General features: G+C 27.4%; 15 protein-coding genes and 1 pseudogene. 3 read left to right on the top strand and 13 right to left on the bottom strand.

The window, feature by feature from the left end:
- The 6 genes and pseudogenes from RWY47_RS16780 to hcp (RWY47_RS16755) form a co-directional block, all read right to left on the bottom strand.
- Positions 1-541 (bottom strand): annotated as a pseudogene (locus RWY47_RS16780) (hydroxylamine reductase); the annotation flags it as partial.
- Between the two features lie 95 nt (positions 542-636).
- On the bottom strand, positions 637-1,272 hold the full coding sequence (locus tag RWY47_RS16775) for a hypothetical protein (protein ID WP_168932301.1): 636 nt from the start codon (positions 1,270-1,272) through the stop codon (positions 637-639).
- Positions 1,273-1,470: 198 nt separating this feature from the next.
- Complete coding sequence (locus RWY47_RS16770; RefSeq protein ID WP_150842934.1) at positions 1,471-1,656, bottom strand: DUF1858 domain-containing protein; 186 nt, start codon at positions 1,654-1,656, stop codon at positions 1,471-1,473.
- 22 nt (positions 1,657-1,678) lie between these two features.
- Entirely contained in the window at positions 1,679-1,867 is a 189-nt protein-coding gene (locus tag RWY47_RS16765; RefSeq protein ID WP_035116667.1) for a ferredoxin, read from the bottom strand.
- A gap of 126 nt (positions 1,868-1,993) precedes the next feature.
- Positions 1,994-3,670, bottom strand: a complete 1,677-nt coding sequence (hcp, locus tag RWY47_RS16760; protein WP_150842935.1) for a hydroxylamine reductase — start codon at positions 3,668-3,670, stop codon at positions 1,994-1,996.
- Positions 3,671-3,879: 209 nt separating this feature from the next.
- Positions 3,880-5,517 carry a hydroxylamine reductase gene (gene hcp, locus RWY47_RS16755; RefSeq protein ID WP_035116669.1) on the bottom strand — a complete coding sequence of 546 codons (1,638 nt, stop codon included), beginning with the start codon at positions 5,515-5,517 and terminating at the stop codon, positions 3,880-3,882.
- 207 nt (positions 5,518-5,724) lie between these two features.
- On the opposite strand from hcp (RWY47_RS16755), the gene RWY47_RS16750 reads away from it, so the two are divergent.
- The gene (locus RWY47_RS16750; protein WP_224170234.1) at positions 5,725-6,120 is read left to right on the top strand and encodes an RrF2 family transcriptional regulator; all 396 of its coding nucleotides are present in this window, start codon (positions 5,725-5,727) and stop codon (positions 6,118-6,120) included.
- Between the two features lie 22 nt (positions 6,121-6,142).
- Positions 6,143-6,583: a GNAT family N-acetyltransferase gene (locus RWY47_RS16745; protein ID WP_150842937.1), complete on the top strand. Its 441-nt coding sequence runs from the start codon at positions 6,143-6,145 to the stop codon at positions 6,581-6,583.
- An 80-nt stretch (positions 6,584-6,663) separates the two neighbouring features.
- Here RWY47_RS16745 and ade read toward each other — a convergent pair whose 3' ends face one another.
- Both ade and RWY47_RS16735 read right to left on the bottom strand, forming a co-directional pair.
- A complete protein-coding gene (gene ade / locus RWY47_RS16740; RefSeq protein WP_085281889.1) occupies positions 6,664-8,367 on the bottom strand; it encodes an adenine deaminase in 1,704 nt (567 codons plus the stop codon).
- Positions 8,368-8,585: 218 nt separating this feature from the next.
- Positions 8,586-9,089, bottom strand: coding sequence for a thioredoxin family protein (locus tag RWY47_RS16735; protein WP_224170233.1), 504 nt, complete (start codon positions 9,087-9,089; stop codon positions 8,586-8,588).
- Positions 9,090-9,571: 482 nt separating this feature from the next.
- On the opposite strand from RWY47_RS16735, the gene RWY47_RS16730 reads away from it, so the two are divergent.
- Positions 9,572-10,345: a YdcF family protein gene (locus RWY47_RS16730; protein WP_316030378.1), complete on the top strand. Its 774-nt coding sequence runs from the start codon at positions 9,572-9,574 to the stop codon at positions 10,343-10,345.
- 208 nt (positions 10,346-10,553) lie between these two features.
- Here RWY47_RS16730 and RWY47_RS18115 read toward each other — a convergent pair whose 3' ends face one another.
- The 5 genes from RWY47_RS18115 to RWY47_RS16710 all read right to left on the bottom strand — a co-directional run bounded on the left by RWY47_RS18115 (position 10,554) and on the right by RWY47_RS16710 (position 15,617).
- Positions 10,554-10,709: a TraR/DksA C4-type zinc finger protein gene (locus RWY47_RS18115; protein ID WP_332843907.1), complete on the bottom strand. Its 156-nt coding sequence runs from the start codon at positions 10,707-10,709 to the stop codon at positions 10,554-10,556.
- 29 nt (positions 10,710-10,738) lie between these two features.
- Positions 10,739-11,071: a formylmethanofuran dehydrogenase subunit E family protein gene (locus tag RWY47_RS18110; RefSeq protein WP_332842040.1), complete on the bottom strand. Its 333-nt coding sequence runs from the start codon at positions 11,069-11,071 to the stop codon at positions 10,739-10,741.
- 160 nt (positions 11,072-11,231) lie between these two features.
- Positions 11,232-12,560, bottom strand: coding sequence for an APC family permease (locus RWY47_RS16720; protein WP_150842940.1), 1,329 nt, complete (start codon positions 12,558-12,560; stop codon positions 11,232-11,234).
- A 43-nt stretch (positions 12,561-12,603) separates the two neighbouring features.
- Positions 12,604-13,341, bottom strand: a complete 738-nt coding sequence (locus tag RWY47_RS16715) for a gamma-glutamyl-gamma-aminobutyrate hydrolase family protein (protein ID WP_021430453.1) — start codon at positions 13,339-13,341, stop codon at positions 12,604-12,606.
- Between the two features lie 266 nt (positions 13,342-13,607).
- Complete coding sequence (locus RWY47_RS16710) at positions 13,608-15,617, bottom strand: sigma 54-interacting transcriptional regulator (RefSeq protein ID WP_224170232.1); 2,010 nt, start codon at positions 15,615-15,617, stop codon at positions 13,608-13,610.
- Between the last annotated feature and the right edge of the window lie 37 nt (positions 15,618-15,654).

Genomic DNA, 15,654 nt, shown 5'->3' with positions numbered 1-15,654 from the left:
ATCCATATATTATTAATTCTCTTAAGCTTCTTATATCTTCATCTTTAGTTGCTAAGACTCCGACTTTAGTTGACTTTTCATCTAATAATTTATTTATATCATCATTTGTTAACTCTTTTCCACTTCCTAATATTGCATCTTTAATTTTACTTAATATACTTACCTTAACATCCATTTCTGCATTTGAACTTGCATTCCATAATGCAGCTTCTGATAAATTAGACTTATTGCTTAATTGAGATAATAAATCTTCTTTTGTTTTTAATGTTTCTTTTACTCTTGCATAAAATACTTCATCATCGAAGTTTGCATTAGTTATAGTCGTAAATAAATTTATAGTTATTAAATGATTTACATTGCTGCTTATTTTTTTACCTTCTTTTCTAAGTCTTGTTGTAACCTCTGATAATCCCTTAGTTGTATATATTAAAAGATCCTGCATTCTAGCTAAATCTGGTGATTTTCCACATACTCCAAATTTTGTACATCCTGTACACCCAGCTGTTTCTTGACATTGAAAACAAAACATTTTATTTTCCATAATATTTCCTCCAATTTTATAAATGTTTATTTTATATACACATTATATAGTTTAATTTATTTTGAATCTGTAACATAAGTTACTATTTTTAATTTTTATATTCTTTTGATTACATAATTCTCATCATCAGTTTTTGTATATTCAAAATCATTATTTATGGTCTTTACAAATGATACTATCCATAAATCTCTAAGATTATAAAATATATTAACATCTACATTCTCATTTTCCCATATTTCCTTATGCACACATATTCTTCGTTTCCATCTTACGACATCATCTTCTAAAACGATTACTTCATTTACTCTATCACATGGCATTCCATCTAATATATAATCATTTATACTATTATATATTTCTTTTGCATTAGTAATATTTTTTACAGAACTTAATTCCTTACCAGCTTTTACCCCTTGATTTCTATAAATATTTTCTATTTTTTTTAATGAGTCTGGATTATCTTCTAAAATTTTAGATGTCCACGATGCCATTCTTCCTTCTGATGAGTGTATTTTTTCTTGCAGCCATCCATGTATATTTCCTGTATCAATAATATCTTCTAATTTGTTGTTTTCTAATTTTTCTCCATACTTTAAATTTATTTGTTTAGTTAGCTTTTCTATGTCTAGTCCTTCAGCCTCTGCTAAATTTATTATTTCTCTTTCTAAATCTTCAAACCAAAGTATTTTATTAAATAACCAGTAGTGAATTTTTCCTAAAAATAAGCTCATAATAAAACCTCCTTTATTTATTAAATCTTTATTTTAAATAAGTATTTTAAATACACTTTTTAAATTTTATTTTTCTTAACTTTCTATATATAGATTATATAATATTTAATTTTTATTTTCTGTAACGCTGGTTACACTATTTAATATAAACTACATTAAATAAAAGGATTACCAAATAAACTGGTAACCCTTTTGTAATTATGCTTCATTTAATTCTTTTAATATTTTTTCTAAATCTAATCCATGTATTTCACATGCTTGCTCTAACTTTTCCATTTGAGCTGAGGGGCATCCTATACATCCCATTCCATAATTCATAAGTATTTGTGCTGCATTAGGTTTAGATTTTATTATATCTGCTATTATAGTATCTTTAGTTATCATAGTAATCTCTCCTTTTTATAAATTATTTTATGCTTATAACAGAAACAGGACAACCATCTCTAGCATCCTTTGCTGAATCTAATACGTCTTCAGGTATATCTTCTTTTATAGGTACTGATATATTATCGTCATCCATACTAAATACCTCTGGGCAAGTTCCTGCACACGCTTGACATCCTATACAACCATCTCTATCTACAAATGCTTTCATATTTTTGTCTCCTTTTATTTTTATTTTAATTTTGAAATAGTATTTTTTAATTTTTTAACATTATATTGTATATATTATAAATTTTATATAAATAAATTTACGTAACTCCAGTTACATTCAATTGATTTACTTAGATGGAACTTCTAAGCAAGATGCTAAATCTTTATCTGGAGTACTTATAGTTTGTAAGTTAAATGTGTCTACCAAATATTGAAGTACGTTAGGACTTAAAAATGCCGGTATTGATGGTCCTAAGTATATTCCTTTTATTCCTAAAGACAATAGAGCTAATAAATCTGCTACTGCTTTTTGCTCATACCAAGATAAAATTATAGATAGTGGTAAGCTATTTACATCAGTGTCAAACGCATCAGCTAAAGCTAAAGCAATTCTTACAGCTGAGTAAGCATCATTGCATTGTCCTACATCTAAAAGTCTTGGCAATCCAGCAACTTCTCCAAAATCTAATTTATTAAATCTATACTTACCACAAGCTAGCGTAAGTATTATGCAGTCTTTAGGTACTTTTTGAGCAAATTCTGTATAATAATTTCTTCCAGGTCTTGCTCCATCACACCCTCCAATTAAGAAGAAATGTCTTAATTTACCTGATTTTACAGCATCAATTATAGCTGGAGCATTACTTAAAGTGGCATCATGACCAAATCCAACTAAAATTTCGTGTGGCTCTTGATCTTCTTTAAATCCACCTAATTCTAATGCCTTATTTATAATCTCACTAAAATCTTTTTCTCCATCAGCAGTTTTGCCTATGTATTTTACTCCATCCCATCCAACTACACTCGTAGTAAATATTCTATCCTTATATGAATCTCTAGGCTTCATAAGACAGTTTGTAGTCATTAAAATACACCCTGGTATATTATCAAACTCTTTTTGCTGATCTTGCCAAGCACCACCAAAATTTCCTGCTAAATGAGGATATTTATTAAGTTCTGGGTACCCATGACATGGTATCATTTCTCCATGAGTATAAATGTTTATTCCTTTTCCTTCAGTTTGTTTTAAAATCATTTCTAAATCTTTTAAATCATGTCCTGAAACTATAATAAATGGACCTTTTTTAATGTGGACATTTACTTTATGAGGAGAAGGATTTTTATATATAGTTGTGTTTGCCTCATCTAGTTTTTGCATAACTGCAACGCTCATGTCACCAGTTCTTAGAGTCCATGTTATTAAGTCATTAACCGATAATTTATCATCTGTTGTCGCAGCTAATGCTCTAAAATAAAATTCATCAACTTGATCGTTAAAATAACCTAATTCTCTAGCTTGATGTCCATATGCAGATATTCCTTTTAAACCATATATTATTGTTTGTCTTAAACTTCTTATATCTGGATCTAAATTTTGATCATACATTATTCCTGCACGCTTAGCATCTTTTAACATTTGGTCCCTAGTATCACTTAAGTTATATTCAGCTTGTTCACAGCAATTAGAACAACTTGAAACTCTACTTCTTAGACTTTGCTTTATTTCTTGAGATTGTCTAAGCATTTTTTCATGAACATCTCCATCAAAGTTTACATTAGTAAGAGTGGTAAATAAAGAGTTTTCAACAAAGCTTACAATGTCCTTATCTATCTTTTCCCCTTTATCTATTAACTCTTTTGCATAACAACTTATTCCTTTAATTTGATATATTAACAAGTCTTGAAGAGCTGCAATTTCTGGTGTTTTACTGCAAACCCCTACCTTAGTACAACCCTTGCCACCAGCAGTCTGCTCACATTGATAACAAAACATTGGGTATTCCATAGCCATATTATTTTCCATAAAAATTCCTCCTTGTGAAATTTTAATAACAATGTTAGTATTTCACAATTTTTTTAAAATATAGCTATATAATTAATATTTTAATTATATTTTTATAATATTTGAATCATTCTATTAATTAATATAAAAATATATATCACGCTTACATAGCTCTTTATTATAAAAAAAGGATAGCTTTACAATAAGTAAAACTATCCTTTTCTATAAAATTATCCTAAGAACATTTTTAAATCATCTTCAACATTTGTTATTCCGCCTATACCAAAGTTTTCAACTAATACTTTAGCTACATTTGGTGATAAAAATGCTGGTAATGTTGGTCCTAGGTGTATATTTTTTACCCCTAAGTATAATAGTGATAGTAATACTATTACTGCTTTTTGTTCATACCATGCTATATTAAATGCTATTGGTAATTCGTTTATATCTTGTAATTCAAATACTTCTTTAAGTTTTAATGCAATAAGTGCTAATGAGTATGAGTCATTACATTGTCCTGCATCTAATACTCTAGGTATTCCATTTATATCTCCTAAGTTTAACTTATTGTACTTATATTTTGCACATCCTGCAGTTAAAATCACGGTATCTTTTGGTAGTGCCTCTGCAAATTCTGTATAGTAGTTTCTTGATTTAGCTCTTCCGTCACATCCTGCCATAACGAAGAATTTCTTTATAGCTCCGCTTTTCACTGCATCTACTACTGCATCTGCTAATGCAAATACTTGATTATGTGCAAATCCTCCAACTATTTCCCCTCTTTCTATTTCTGTAGGAGGTTGACAGTTTTTAGCTTGTTCTATTATTTCTGAGAAATCTTTATCGTCTTCACTCTTACCTTTTATATGTTTAACTCCTGCAAATCCAGCAGCTCCTGTAGTGTATATTCTATCTTTGTAAGTATCTTTTGGTGGTACTATACAGTTTGTAGTCATTAATATTGGTCCATTAAAGCTTTCAAACTCTTCTTTTTGTTTCCACCAAGCATTTCCGTAATTTCCTGCAAAGTGAGAATATTTTTTAAATGCTGGATAGTAGTGTGCTGGAAGCATTTCTGAGTGAGTATATACATCTACTCCAGTTCCCTCTGTTTGTTTTAATAATAGTTCTAAGTCTTTTAAATCATGTCCTGATATAAGTATTCCTGGGTTATTTCTAACTCCTATATCAACTTTAGTTATTTCTGGATGTCCATAAGTTCCTGTATTTGCGCTATCAAGTAAAGCCATTCCGTCTACTCCAACTTTACCAGTTTCTAAAGTTAATCCTATTAATTCATCTACACTTAAGTTTTCATCCAAAGTCTTAGCTAAAGTTGATTGCATAAAAGCATTTATTTTTTCATCATCATATCCTAATGCATTAGCATGCTTCATGTATGCTGCTAAACCTTTTAATCCATATATTATTAATTCTCTTAAGCTTCTTATATCTTCATCTTTAGTTGCTAAAACTCCAACCTTAGTTGACTTTTCATCCATTTCTTCATTTGAGTTTGCAGTCCATAATGCAGCTTCTGATAAATTTTCTTTATTATTTAATTTAGATAATAATGCTTCTTTTGTTTCTAAAGTTTCTTTTACTCTTATATAGAATATTTCATCATCAAAATTTGCATTTGTTATAGTAGTAAATAAATTTATAGTTATTAAGTGATCTACTTCACCACTTACTTCTTTTCCTTCTTCTCTAAGTCTTGTTGTAACTTCTGATAATCCTTTAGTTACGTATATTAATAAGTCCTGCATTCTAGCTAAATCTGGTGATTTCCCACAAACTCCAAATTTTGTACATCCTGTACAGCCTGCTGTTTCTTGACATTGAAAACAAAACATTTTATTTTCCATAATTATTCCTCCAATTTTTAAATGTTTATTTTATATACACATTATATTCCTTATTTTTCTTTTTATCTGTAACATATGTTACATTTTTATTAATTTTATAAAATAAAAATTTATTTAATTTAAATTTTGTATTTACTCTTGTGTTTAATAGTATTTAATTAATATAATAATACTACTATATTAAATTATTAAAAAAAGGAGTGAATTATGTACTTATCAAAATTTACTGACTATAGCTTTAGAATACTTATTTATTTAGGTAACCATCCAAATGAACTTTTTACAGTAGATGAACTATCCGATATACTTTGCTTATCTACTCATCATATAAAAAAAATTGTATATAAATTAGCAAAAAACAACTATATATTATCCACAAAAGGACGTAACGGTGGAATAAAACTAGTTATGGATCCAAAATATATAAACTTAGGAAAACTGCTTGATATAACAGAGGACAATTTGAATATAGTAGAATGTTTTTCTAAAGAAAACAATACTTGTAACCTTACAAAACGTTGCAAATTAAAACCTATTTTAAACGAAGCTTTAATATCATTTAAAAGCAAATTAAGTGAATACACTTTACAAGATATTCTTTAAAAATTTTTAGGAGGTTATATTTATGTATAAAGTAAAACATTTTAAGGATTTAAATGTAAATGAATTTTATGAAATAGCAAAAGCTAGGTATGAGGTATTCGGATGCGAACAGAAAATCTTCCAAGAAAATGACTTCGACGATGTTGACAAAAATTGTTATCATATATTTCTTGAAGAAGAAAATGTAGTAATTGCTTATGCTCGGATAATTCCAAAAACATTTAGTCCATATACAGATACATCTATAGGACGTGTGTTAGTTTTAAAAGACCATAGAGGTAAAAAGATTGCCCAAGAAATGATGCACCATGCTATAAACTTTATAAAAACAGAGCTAAATGAAAATAATATAACAATTTCTGCTCAAGAATATATTAAAAATCTATATTCTTCTCTTGGATTTAAAGAAATTTCAGATATATATGATGAGTGTGGAATTCCTCACATTAAAATGAGACTTTAAACTATATAAAAAGGCTGTATCAAAGTTTTAACTTCTTTGGTACAGCCTTTTATCTAACTATATATTTTAATTGCCATTTTTTATATTTCTATAAATTTAAAATTATCTACGTCAAATAACCCTTTATCAGTAATCTTTATATGTGGAATTACTGGAAGTGCTAAAAATGCTAACGTCATAAATGGTTCAATATCTTTACTAACATTTAACTTTTCGTATGCTATAGATAACATATTTTCTAAATTTTCACTTACATAGTTTATATCTTTGTCACTCATAAGACCTGCTATAGGTAAACTTAAACTTCCTAAAATTTTATTATTAGAAGATATAGATAAACCGCCTCCAATTTTTTTAATTTCATCAACAGCGTTAATAATATCTTCATCATTATCTCCAACAACAATTATATTGTGAGAATCATGTGCTACAGTAGACGCTATTGCTCCATTTTTCAATTTAAAGTTTTCTACAAGTCCTAAGCCTATGCTCTTTTTATTAGTATGTCTTTCAATTACTACAAGTTTTAATATATCCACATTTTGATTAAATTTAAATACTCCATTTTCAACATCTACTTTTCTTATAAGTTTCTCTGTTACTAGATTATGTGGAAGTAGCCCTATAACATTAGCTATATCTTTTTCTAGATTTATTTTTAAATCTTCTTTAGTAAGCTTATCTATATTTACAGTATTTGTAACATTTGAATTTTCTATTTCTCTAGTTTCAAACAATGCTTTTTTATCTTTTCCAACTAACTTCCCATCTTTGTAAACTTCTAATACATTAAACTCTTCTAAATTATCTACAACAACTATATCAGCTATATATCCTGGTGCAATAGCTCCTATATTTTGCAAATTATAACAATTTGCAACATTTATAGTCGCCATTTTTATAGCTATAATAGGATCTATATTGTTTTTAATTGCTAATCTTATATTATTATCTATATGTCCATTTTTAAGTATGTCTTGTGGATGTTTGTCGTCTGTACAGAATAAACATCTTTGATAGTTGTTAATGTTAACCCCTTTTATTAAAGTCTCTAAATTTCTAGCAGCTGAACCTTCTCTAATCATTACATACATCCCTAGGCGTATCTTTTCAATCATTTCTTCAACAGTTGAGCATTCATGGTCTGTGCTTATTCCACTTAATATGTATCCATTTAGTCCTTCATTACTTATATTTGGTATATGCCCATCTATATATTTTTTATATCTTCTTGCTAATTCTAATTTATCTGTAACTATCTTATCTTGATTAATAACACCTGGATAGTTCATCATCTCCCCAAGTCCAAGTATTCTGTCATGATTTATATACTTTTCTAAATCTATAGCTTCTAATCTAGCTCCTGAATTTTCAAAATCCGTTGCTGGAACGCAAGATGGTAGCATAGAATAAACACATAAAGGTAATTCTTCACTTGATTTTAATATGTATTCTATTCCTTCTAACCCACAAACATTAGCTATCTCATGAGGGTCCGTTACTATAGTTGTTGTCCCCATAGGTACTATAGCTTTTGCAAACTCTGCTGGAGAAACCATGGATGACTCTATGTGAACGTGAGGATCTATAAATCCTGGAGTTATATATTTTCCATTTAAATCTATATTGTTTATTCCATCGTAACTTCCTATGCCGACTACTATACCTTTTTCTATTGCAACATCAGCTTTTATTATTTCATTGGAAAATACATTAACTATATTTGCATTTTTTAAAACCAACTCTGATTGTTTATTTTTTATACTGTAATCTATTAGCCCCATTTATGTCCTCCCTATACTTAATACCTTTAATTTATTAAAGTAAAAAGGCTTTAAAGTTTTTATTTTTAAATAAATTATTCTAATAATACACGTTTTATTTTTAATTGTCTATATAAAACTTAAATAATTTGTCAAATTTTCAGAAAAAGTTAAATTTTGTTTAAATTTTCAAAACCTACCGCAAATTTAAAATCAATTTTACGGTAGATTTAACTTATTTAATTTATACTATTTAAAAAATCTATTATAGTTTGTTCCATATAACTTCCTTTTCTATATAATTTTTTAGTCTTTATTTTTTCTACCTGATTGTCTCCAAACTCAACATCCCTAACATTGCTTGGAAATTCTATAAATGATCCAAACTTTTCAAAATTACTGTCTAAATATATAAATATAGGTATTTTTACCCTACCATCATCACTGTGTTCTTTTATTATCTCTTCATGCCCTTCTCTGCTTTGAAGTTTTAATCTTATATTTGGATTTAGCTTTGTTATATAATCTATTACAGTTAAGTTTATTTGACAATCAGGACACCATAATTCTGAAAATCCAAGTATATTAATTTCTTTATCAATTGATTTAATTTTTTCTATAGTATCTTGTGTTATTTTCATATTATCTCTATAATCTTTAGCTTTTTCTTGATATGCTAAATCGGACTTGTAAAATTCTTGTTCAAAGCTATACCCTGACTCAAATAACTCTTTTAAACTCATCTAGTTTTCCTCCTAAAATTACTTGTTTTATTTATTAAAATATATGAAATAAAATTTTTTATTTTAGTATTTTTTTAATCAAAAATTTTACTAAATTTTATTTTTTTAAAGATATTACATTATAAATGTCTAAAAAAACACTCTATATCCTAACTTACAAATTTGTAATTACAAAATTCTTTCATTTCATTGTAAAATAATATTTATTAAAACTTTTTTAGAAAGGATTTTTATATGTATATTTATATATTAATAATTTTAGCTTCTTTTTTATATGGAATTTTTCTATTCAGACAAGATAGTAGAAATTTCTTTGCAGGTATTTTATTAACTTTCGGTTCTTTAGGATTTTTATTTTATTAGTTATGTATTTATCAGATATGTTCGATACAATCAGGTTACTAAGTATTTTTGCCGTTTATGCAGTCATACCATTATCTATAATTGTGATTGGTTTTTTTCTTATAAAAAATGGATATATAATGAAGCACAAAGAAGGTAGACGTTTAGCAAATTTACTATCCTTAATTTTAGGAGTAAATGTTTTACTTATAGTTTCTTTAAGCTTACTTTTAATATTTCACGGATCTAAGTTAAATACCTATGCATATGCAACTATACTTACAATAATTTTGTTTGCAATATATTTTGTATTTTTATTCTTTAGTTACTTAGTTTACTCATATGCTTATCAAATGCTACCTGTAAATAAAAATTTAGACTATGTAATAGTCTTAGGGTCAGGTCTTATTGGAGATAAGGTTCCTCCTTTATTAAAAAGTAGACTTGATAAAGGAATTGAAATTTATAGTCAACAATTATCAAAAGGAAATCACACAAAAATAGTTGTATCAGGTGGTCAAGGTTCTGATGAGATAGTTCCTGAAGCCATTGCTATGAAAAAATATCTTGTATCACAAGGTATCCCCGAATTAGATATTTTAGTTGAGGATAAGTCTACTACCACTTATGAAAACATGAAGTTTTCAAAAAATATAATGAATAATATATCTAAGAATTACTCATGTATATTTGTATCAAATAATTATCATGTTTTCAGAGCGTCAATTTATGCAAGAAAAGCAGGACTAAAAGCAAATGGAGTTGGAGCGCCTACTGCATTTTATTTTTTACCTAGTGCATTAATTCGTGAATATATAGCGATTATAATGCTTTATAAAAAAGTCAGCTTATTGGCTATTGCATTTATCTTAATAGTAGTTGCATATTCTTTTATACCATTTCTTTATATGTAAATAAAAAAGATAGATTTGAAATTTCAAATCTATCTTTTTTATTTATATTTATTTATTAAACTTTTTTTATAATTAAATATTTTTCATCATTAATTTTTATACTTTGCTCATATATAAATATGCAACTATTCCTAATAACAAGTTTATAGTTAAAAATGTTATAGTTCTATATAATAAATTCCCTGTAAAGTCTCCAAAAACTTACTGTTTAAAAAAATCTTTTATAATCACTATAACAATCTATACAAACTTTTTTTCCACCTTGAAGGCGTATGAATTGTTCTGATGCTTTTTCTCCGCATATTTCACAAATTTCTGATACAAAAATCCTTGCCTTTTCTGGAATTTCTATATTAGTCTCCATAAATTCAAATAAATCCATTGGATTAGAGTTTAGTAATATTTCTTATACTCATCTCTGTCTAAATTATTCGGTTTTAACTTTAAGACCAATCTTACAGATTTTTTATTTTTTCTATTGTAAAAGTGATATACACTTTTGCCTCTAAGTCTTATTAATAAGTTTCCCTTCCCTATTGTACAACCTAACATAACTTGAATAGCATCTAATCCACAAGCATCATTTTCAGCTATACAGACTATTTCTTCATCATTTGAAAAGTCAATGTCTAAATATTTTTGTGCAGCTTTTGATACTGCGTACCCAATTGCAAGACCTGGACACTCATGTCCATGAAATTCAACTACTTCTTCCCAAGTTTTCATAAAGTTACCTCCCCTAAAACTAAATAAAGTGTAATATAATTAATTTAATTATATTACACTTTATTTATATACTCAATTTATCTAAATAGCGTTTTTCAATTTATTCACAATAAATTTAACCCTATGTCGTATTTTTTGACATAGGGTTAATATATATAATTTAATCTCTTATAATTTCTTTATTTCCATTACATTTTTTTGAATACACTTTGCTCATATAAAAATAAATTGGGACTACTACTATCATTCCTCCAAGCCCCCATACTATTTTCATAGGAGAGTCAATTCCAGCTTTTACTAATAATATTAAACTTACTATAACTGCAAATATTGGAACAAATGCTCCTCCAGGTATTTTAAAGTTTATTTCTTTACCTGCATATTTTTTTCTAAATATTAAAACAGCTAAGCAAGTAGGTATATATTGAATAAATCTAGATACAACACTAATTTGTGATAAAGTTGTAAATGAACCTGACCAAGCTATTATTAAAGTACCTATAACAGATACTATTATAGCTATATATGGAGCTTCATTTTTATTAGTTTTACCCATAGATTTTGGCATTAGCCCTTGGTCAACTAAAGCTTTAGCTGATCTTGGTGTAAATATAGATGATGCAATATTTATACCACCGACAGAAATTATTGTACCAACTGTAATTATATATCCACCTACAGGACCCATAATCTTAGTAGCTGCATCAGCAACTGGGTTAGCTGCACCTCTTAATCCTTCTCCTAAAACACCTATACTTATAGCTAATACAAGTACATATACTACAGAAACGACAAACATTACCATAACCAAAGCTTTTGGTACATTTTTCTTAGGGTCTTCCATTTCTTTTGCTGCAACAGCTAAAGACTCAAATCCTGTAAATGCATAAAATAATAATATACTTACAGCAACAAACGCTGATGAAGTCGTTTGCCCTTGAGGTATTATTAAAAATGGTTTAAAGTTTGCACCTTTTATAAAAAATATTCCTACAGCTATAAATAATATTAATGGAACTAATTTTCCTACAGTCATTATATTATTTAACTTTTTAGATTGCTTCATTCCCATTAAGTTTATAGCTCCAAGTACTATTACTAAAACTCCAATTATTATGTTTTTAGTTAATGGATCAGCTGCTTGAGGCCATACTGAAGATAATGTAACTGCAAAGAAATTTGCCATAGTAGCCCATGCAATCATACTTACTATCCATTTCATAAATCCAACTTCAAATCCTATAAAGTCACCAAATGCTTCTTTAGCATAAAGGTAAGGTCCTCCATCTTCGTCAAACCAGCTTCCTGCTTCTGCAAAGCATAGTGCAATAGATACCGCTAAAATCATACAAAATCCTAAAATTAATATACTTGCTGGACCTATATTTGAATAAGCTTCACCTGGAAGCCCAAATATACCAGAACCTATAATTGCATTTATACCTAGTAATACAATACTCCAAAACCCTAACTTCATACTTTTCTCCACTTTAATTCCTCCCAGTGTATTTATATTATGCTAAAATTTATTTTTACTTTGATGCTTCTTTTACTAATGCCATAAATATTTTTTGCATTTTTGAGCAATCTTTAGTCATCATTTCTGGATGCCATTGTATTCCTATCACAAAATCTTCCCCTTCTTTTTCTATAGCTTCAACTAAACCATCTTTTGCAGTCGCAGATACGATATATCCTGGAGCTATATTTTTTACTCCTAAGTGGTGGAAACTATTTACTAATACTTCTTTTTCTCCTAATATTTCATATAATCTTGTACCTTCTTTAATTTGAGCTGTGTGAGTAGGTACATTTGATAAATGTTCTTGATTATGTTTTATATAAGAACCTTCAATTAAAGATAAGTCTTGGTATAAATCTCCGCCTTCACATACATTTAATATTTGTTCTCCTCTACAGATACCTAATATTGGCTTTTTCATTTCTAATGCAAATTTTAATAATTTCATATCAAAAGTATCTCTCTTTGGCATTATCCCGCCTAATTTTATATGTGGTTCTTCGTTCCACATTAAAGGATTCACATCGTGCCCCCCAGATAGAATTAGTGCATCTATATTAGATACTTGCTCCTTTATTAGTTCATCATCATATACCATTGGAACTATATATGGTATAGCTTTACACATAGCTACTGATTGAACATAGTCATTGTTTACATAAGCTCTTTCGTATCCCGGAAACATACCGCCCTCATCAATTAATAAACTTCCTGATATACCAACTACTGGATATTTCTTGTTTGTCATTTTATTCACTCCTATAATTTAAATTTTAAAATAAAAAAATGCTACTGCCTTTTTATAAAGCAAGTAGCATGCCAAAACTATTTTTATTTTAATTTTAAATTTAAATCAAAGAAATCGTTCTCAATTTCATTAGTGTTTTTAACTGTTTCATTATTTAAACTATTTTTATTAATAAAATTTTTTTACTAATGATATCTTTTAAATTTAATAAATCTTTCAACTTAATAGGTTAATTAGGAATTTTTATCTTCCTATTTCATTGCCTATTAAAGACTATCTAATATACAAATTCCTTTTTCGCTTAGTTCACTTCCTCTTCTTCCTACTTCAGAGTTTATTAAGTCTAATTCTTTCAATATACTTAAAATGCCTCTAACCTCACCTTCAGTTATAATCATGCCTTCCTCGTTTAATCTATTAACGATTGTATTTCTTCCCACACATTTATTTAATAAATTTTCTTCTCTTATAAGACTCATAACTTTTCTTGATTTATCTATATTTGTTTTATCTTTTAAAATCTTAATTTCTTGACTATAATCAATTTTCATATTAGTAAGATTATGTGGTAAATCACAAGTTTTAACTTTATCATCCATACACATTATATCAATGTACATAGCTGTGTTTTTTAGCTCTCTAATATTTCCTGGCCATGGATATTTATTTAAAATTTCTTTAGCTTCATCACTTATATGCCTTTTCTTTTTCATAAAATAATTTAGCATCATAGATATATCTTCTTTTCGTTCTCTTAAAGATGGAATATTTATAGGTAATACATTTATCCTATAATATAGGTCTGCTCTAAATTTTTCTTGTCTTATCATTTCTAATAAATTTTTATTGGTTGCAGCTATAACTCTAACATCAATATCAATTACACTTTCTCCTCCAACTCTCATAACTTGATTTTCTTGGAGAACTCTAAGTAGTTTAGTTTGCAAATATATTGGCATATCCCCTATTTCATCTAAAAATATAGTTCCGTTATGAGCTTGTTCAAATAACCCTTTTTTCCCACCTTTTAAAGCTCCTGTAAATGCACCTTCTTCATATCCAAATAATTCACTTTCTAATAAATTTTCTGGCATAGCTGCGCAGTTTATAGCTATAAATGGCTGTTTAGATCTTAATGATTCATTATGTATAGATTGTGCCATTAACTCTTTTCCCGTTCCACTTTCCCCTGTAATTAAAACTGTATAATCTGATTTTGAAATCTTTTTACCTAAATCTTTTGATTTTTTCATCTTGATTGATTCAGTTTTTATATCATTAAAATTATATCTAGCAACTTGTCCCTTATCTCTTAATTTTTTACTTAAGTTTTGTTCTAACTTTTTTATATAAGTTATTTCTTGAATACAGTAATACGACCCTGTAACTTTTCCAAAACTTTCTATATCATATTTGTTTATATTTAAATATTTGTTTTTATAATTTATAACTTCATCTTTTACTTTATCTAAATCAAAAATAAATCTAATATCTTTGCTTTTTATTTCACTTATTTTTTTACCTACTAACGAATCTTCAATATCTAATATATTTTTTAAACTTTGATTGCAAATTAATATCTCTTCTTTATTTGATATGACAGCCATTCCATTACTAGATAAATTTATTATTGAGCTCAGCTCTTCGTTTTTTATAGTAAGTTCTTTATATTTAGTGTTTACTCCAGAATATAAACTAATTACCTCATCTGAGTATTTCATTAGTCTTTCTGTAACATCTTTATCATCTATATTTAATTTAGCTATTATTTGTAAAAATGTAGAACTATCTATGTGTCTATGCCCAAGATCAATTACTTCATCAATATAACTAGGAACTAAGTTGACTTCTCCTGGAGTAACTGCAACCTTTATATCTTTATATTCTTTATTTGAATCATAAGGTATGAAATTTAAATGATTTATACCTACATTGTATAAAGTAGATATTGTTTCAAGCACAGTAGATTCATTATCATTTACAACTAATACATCTATTCCTTCTGGTAAAGAAAATAACTTATAGACATCTTTTTGTTTTATACTTCTATTTATTTTTATTATTTTTTTAGTATCTTTAACATATTCTTTTATCCTTAAAGCTCTGTCATCTATCATTGCAAGAACTACATCACCTTTAATTATTTCCTTATTTGATAATTTGTTAAGGTAATAGTTTTTAATTTTTACTTTATCTTTAAAAATCAACTCTATATTTTTATTTAAAAATAATTCTAATTTTGACATCCCATCTGTCACTACAGCTATAGTTTTCATTAAGTAAACTCCTTTTAACTTTTACGTAGTATTGTTA

It is taken from the genome of Paraclostridium sp. MRS3W1, from assembly GCF_032465715.1.
GTDB lineage: Bacteria > Bacillota > Clostridia > Peptostreptococcales > Peptostreptococcaceae > Paraclostridium > Paraclostridium dentum.
This window is presented reverse-complemented; position numbering and strand designations above follow the sequence as displayed.

Excerpts from the sequence above, each read along its gene's own strand:
- RWY47_RS16775 (WP_168932301.1), bottom strand. The coding sequence starts at position 1,272 with ATGAGCTTATTTTTAGGAAAAATTCACTACTGGTTATTTAATAAAATA.
- RWY47_RS16770 (WP_150842934.1), bottom strand. The coding sequence starts at position 1,656 with ATGATAACTAAAGATACTATAATAGCAGATATAATAAAATCTAAACCT.
- RWY47_RS16765 (WP_035116667.1), bottom strand. The coding sequence starts at position 1,867 with ATGAAAGCATTTGTAGATAGAGATGGTTGTATAGGATGTCAAGCGTGT.
- hcp (WP_150842935.1), bottom strand. The coding sequence starts at position 3,670 with ATGGAAAATAATATGGCTATGGAATACCCAATGTTTTGTTATCAATGT.
- hcp (WP_035116669.1), bottom strand. The coding sequence starts at position 5,517 with ATGGAAAATAAAATGTTTTGTTTTCAATGTCAAGAAACAGCAGGCTGT.
- RWY47_RS16750 (WP_224170234.1), top strand. The coding sequence starts at position 5,725 with ATGTACTTATCAAAATTTACTGACTATAGCTTTAGAATACTTATTTAT.
- RWY47_RS16745 (WP_150842937.1), top strand. The coding sequence starts at position 6,143 with ATGTATAAAGTAAAACATTTTAAGGATTTAAATGTAAATGAATTTTAT.
- ade (WP_085281889.1), bottom strand. The coding sequence starts at position 8,367 with ATGGGGCTAATAGATTACAGTATAAAAAATAAACAATCAGAGTTGGTT.
- RWY47_RS16735 (WP_224170233.1), bottom strand. The coding sequence starts at position 9,089 with ATGAGTTTAAAAGAGTTATTTGAGTCAGGGTATAGCTTTGAACAAGAA.
- RWY47_RS16730 (WP_316030378.1), top strand. The coding sequence starts at position 9,572 with ATGAAGCACAAAGAAGGTAGACGTTTAGCAAATTTACTATCCTTAATT.
- RWY47_RS18115 (WP_332843907.1), bottom strand. The coding sequence starts at position 10,709 with ATGGAGACTAATATAGAAATTCCAGAAAAGGCAAGGATTTTTGTATCA.
- RWY47_RS18110 (WP_332842040.1), bottom strand. The coding sequence starts at position 11,071 with ATGAAAACTTGGGAAGAAGTAGTTGAATTTCATGGACATGAGTGTCCA.
- RWY47_RS16715 (WP_021430453.1), bottom strand. The coding sequence starts at position 13,341 with ATGACAAACAAGAAATATCCAGTAGTTGGTATATCAGGAAGTTTATTA.
- RWY47_RS16710 (WP_224170232.1), bottom strand. The coding sequence starts at position 15,617 with ATGAAAACTATAGCTGTAGTGACAGATGGGATGTCAAAATTAGAATTA.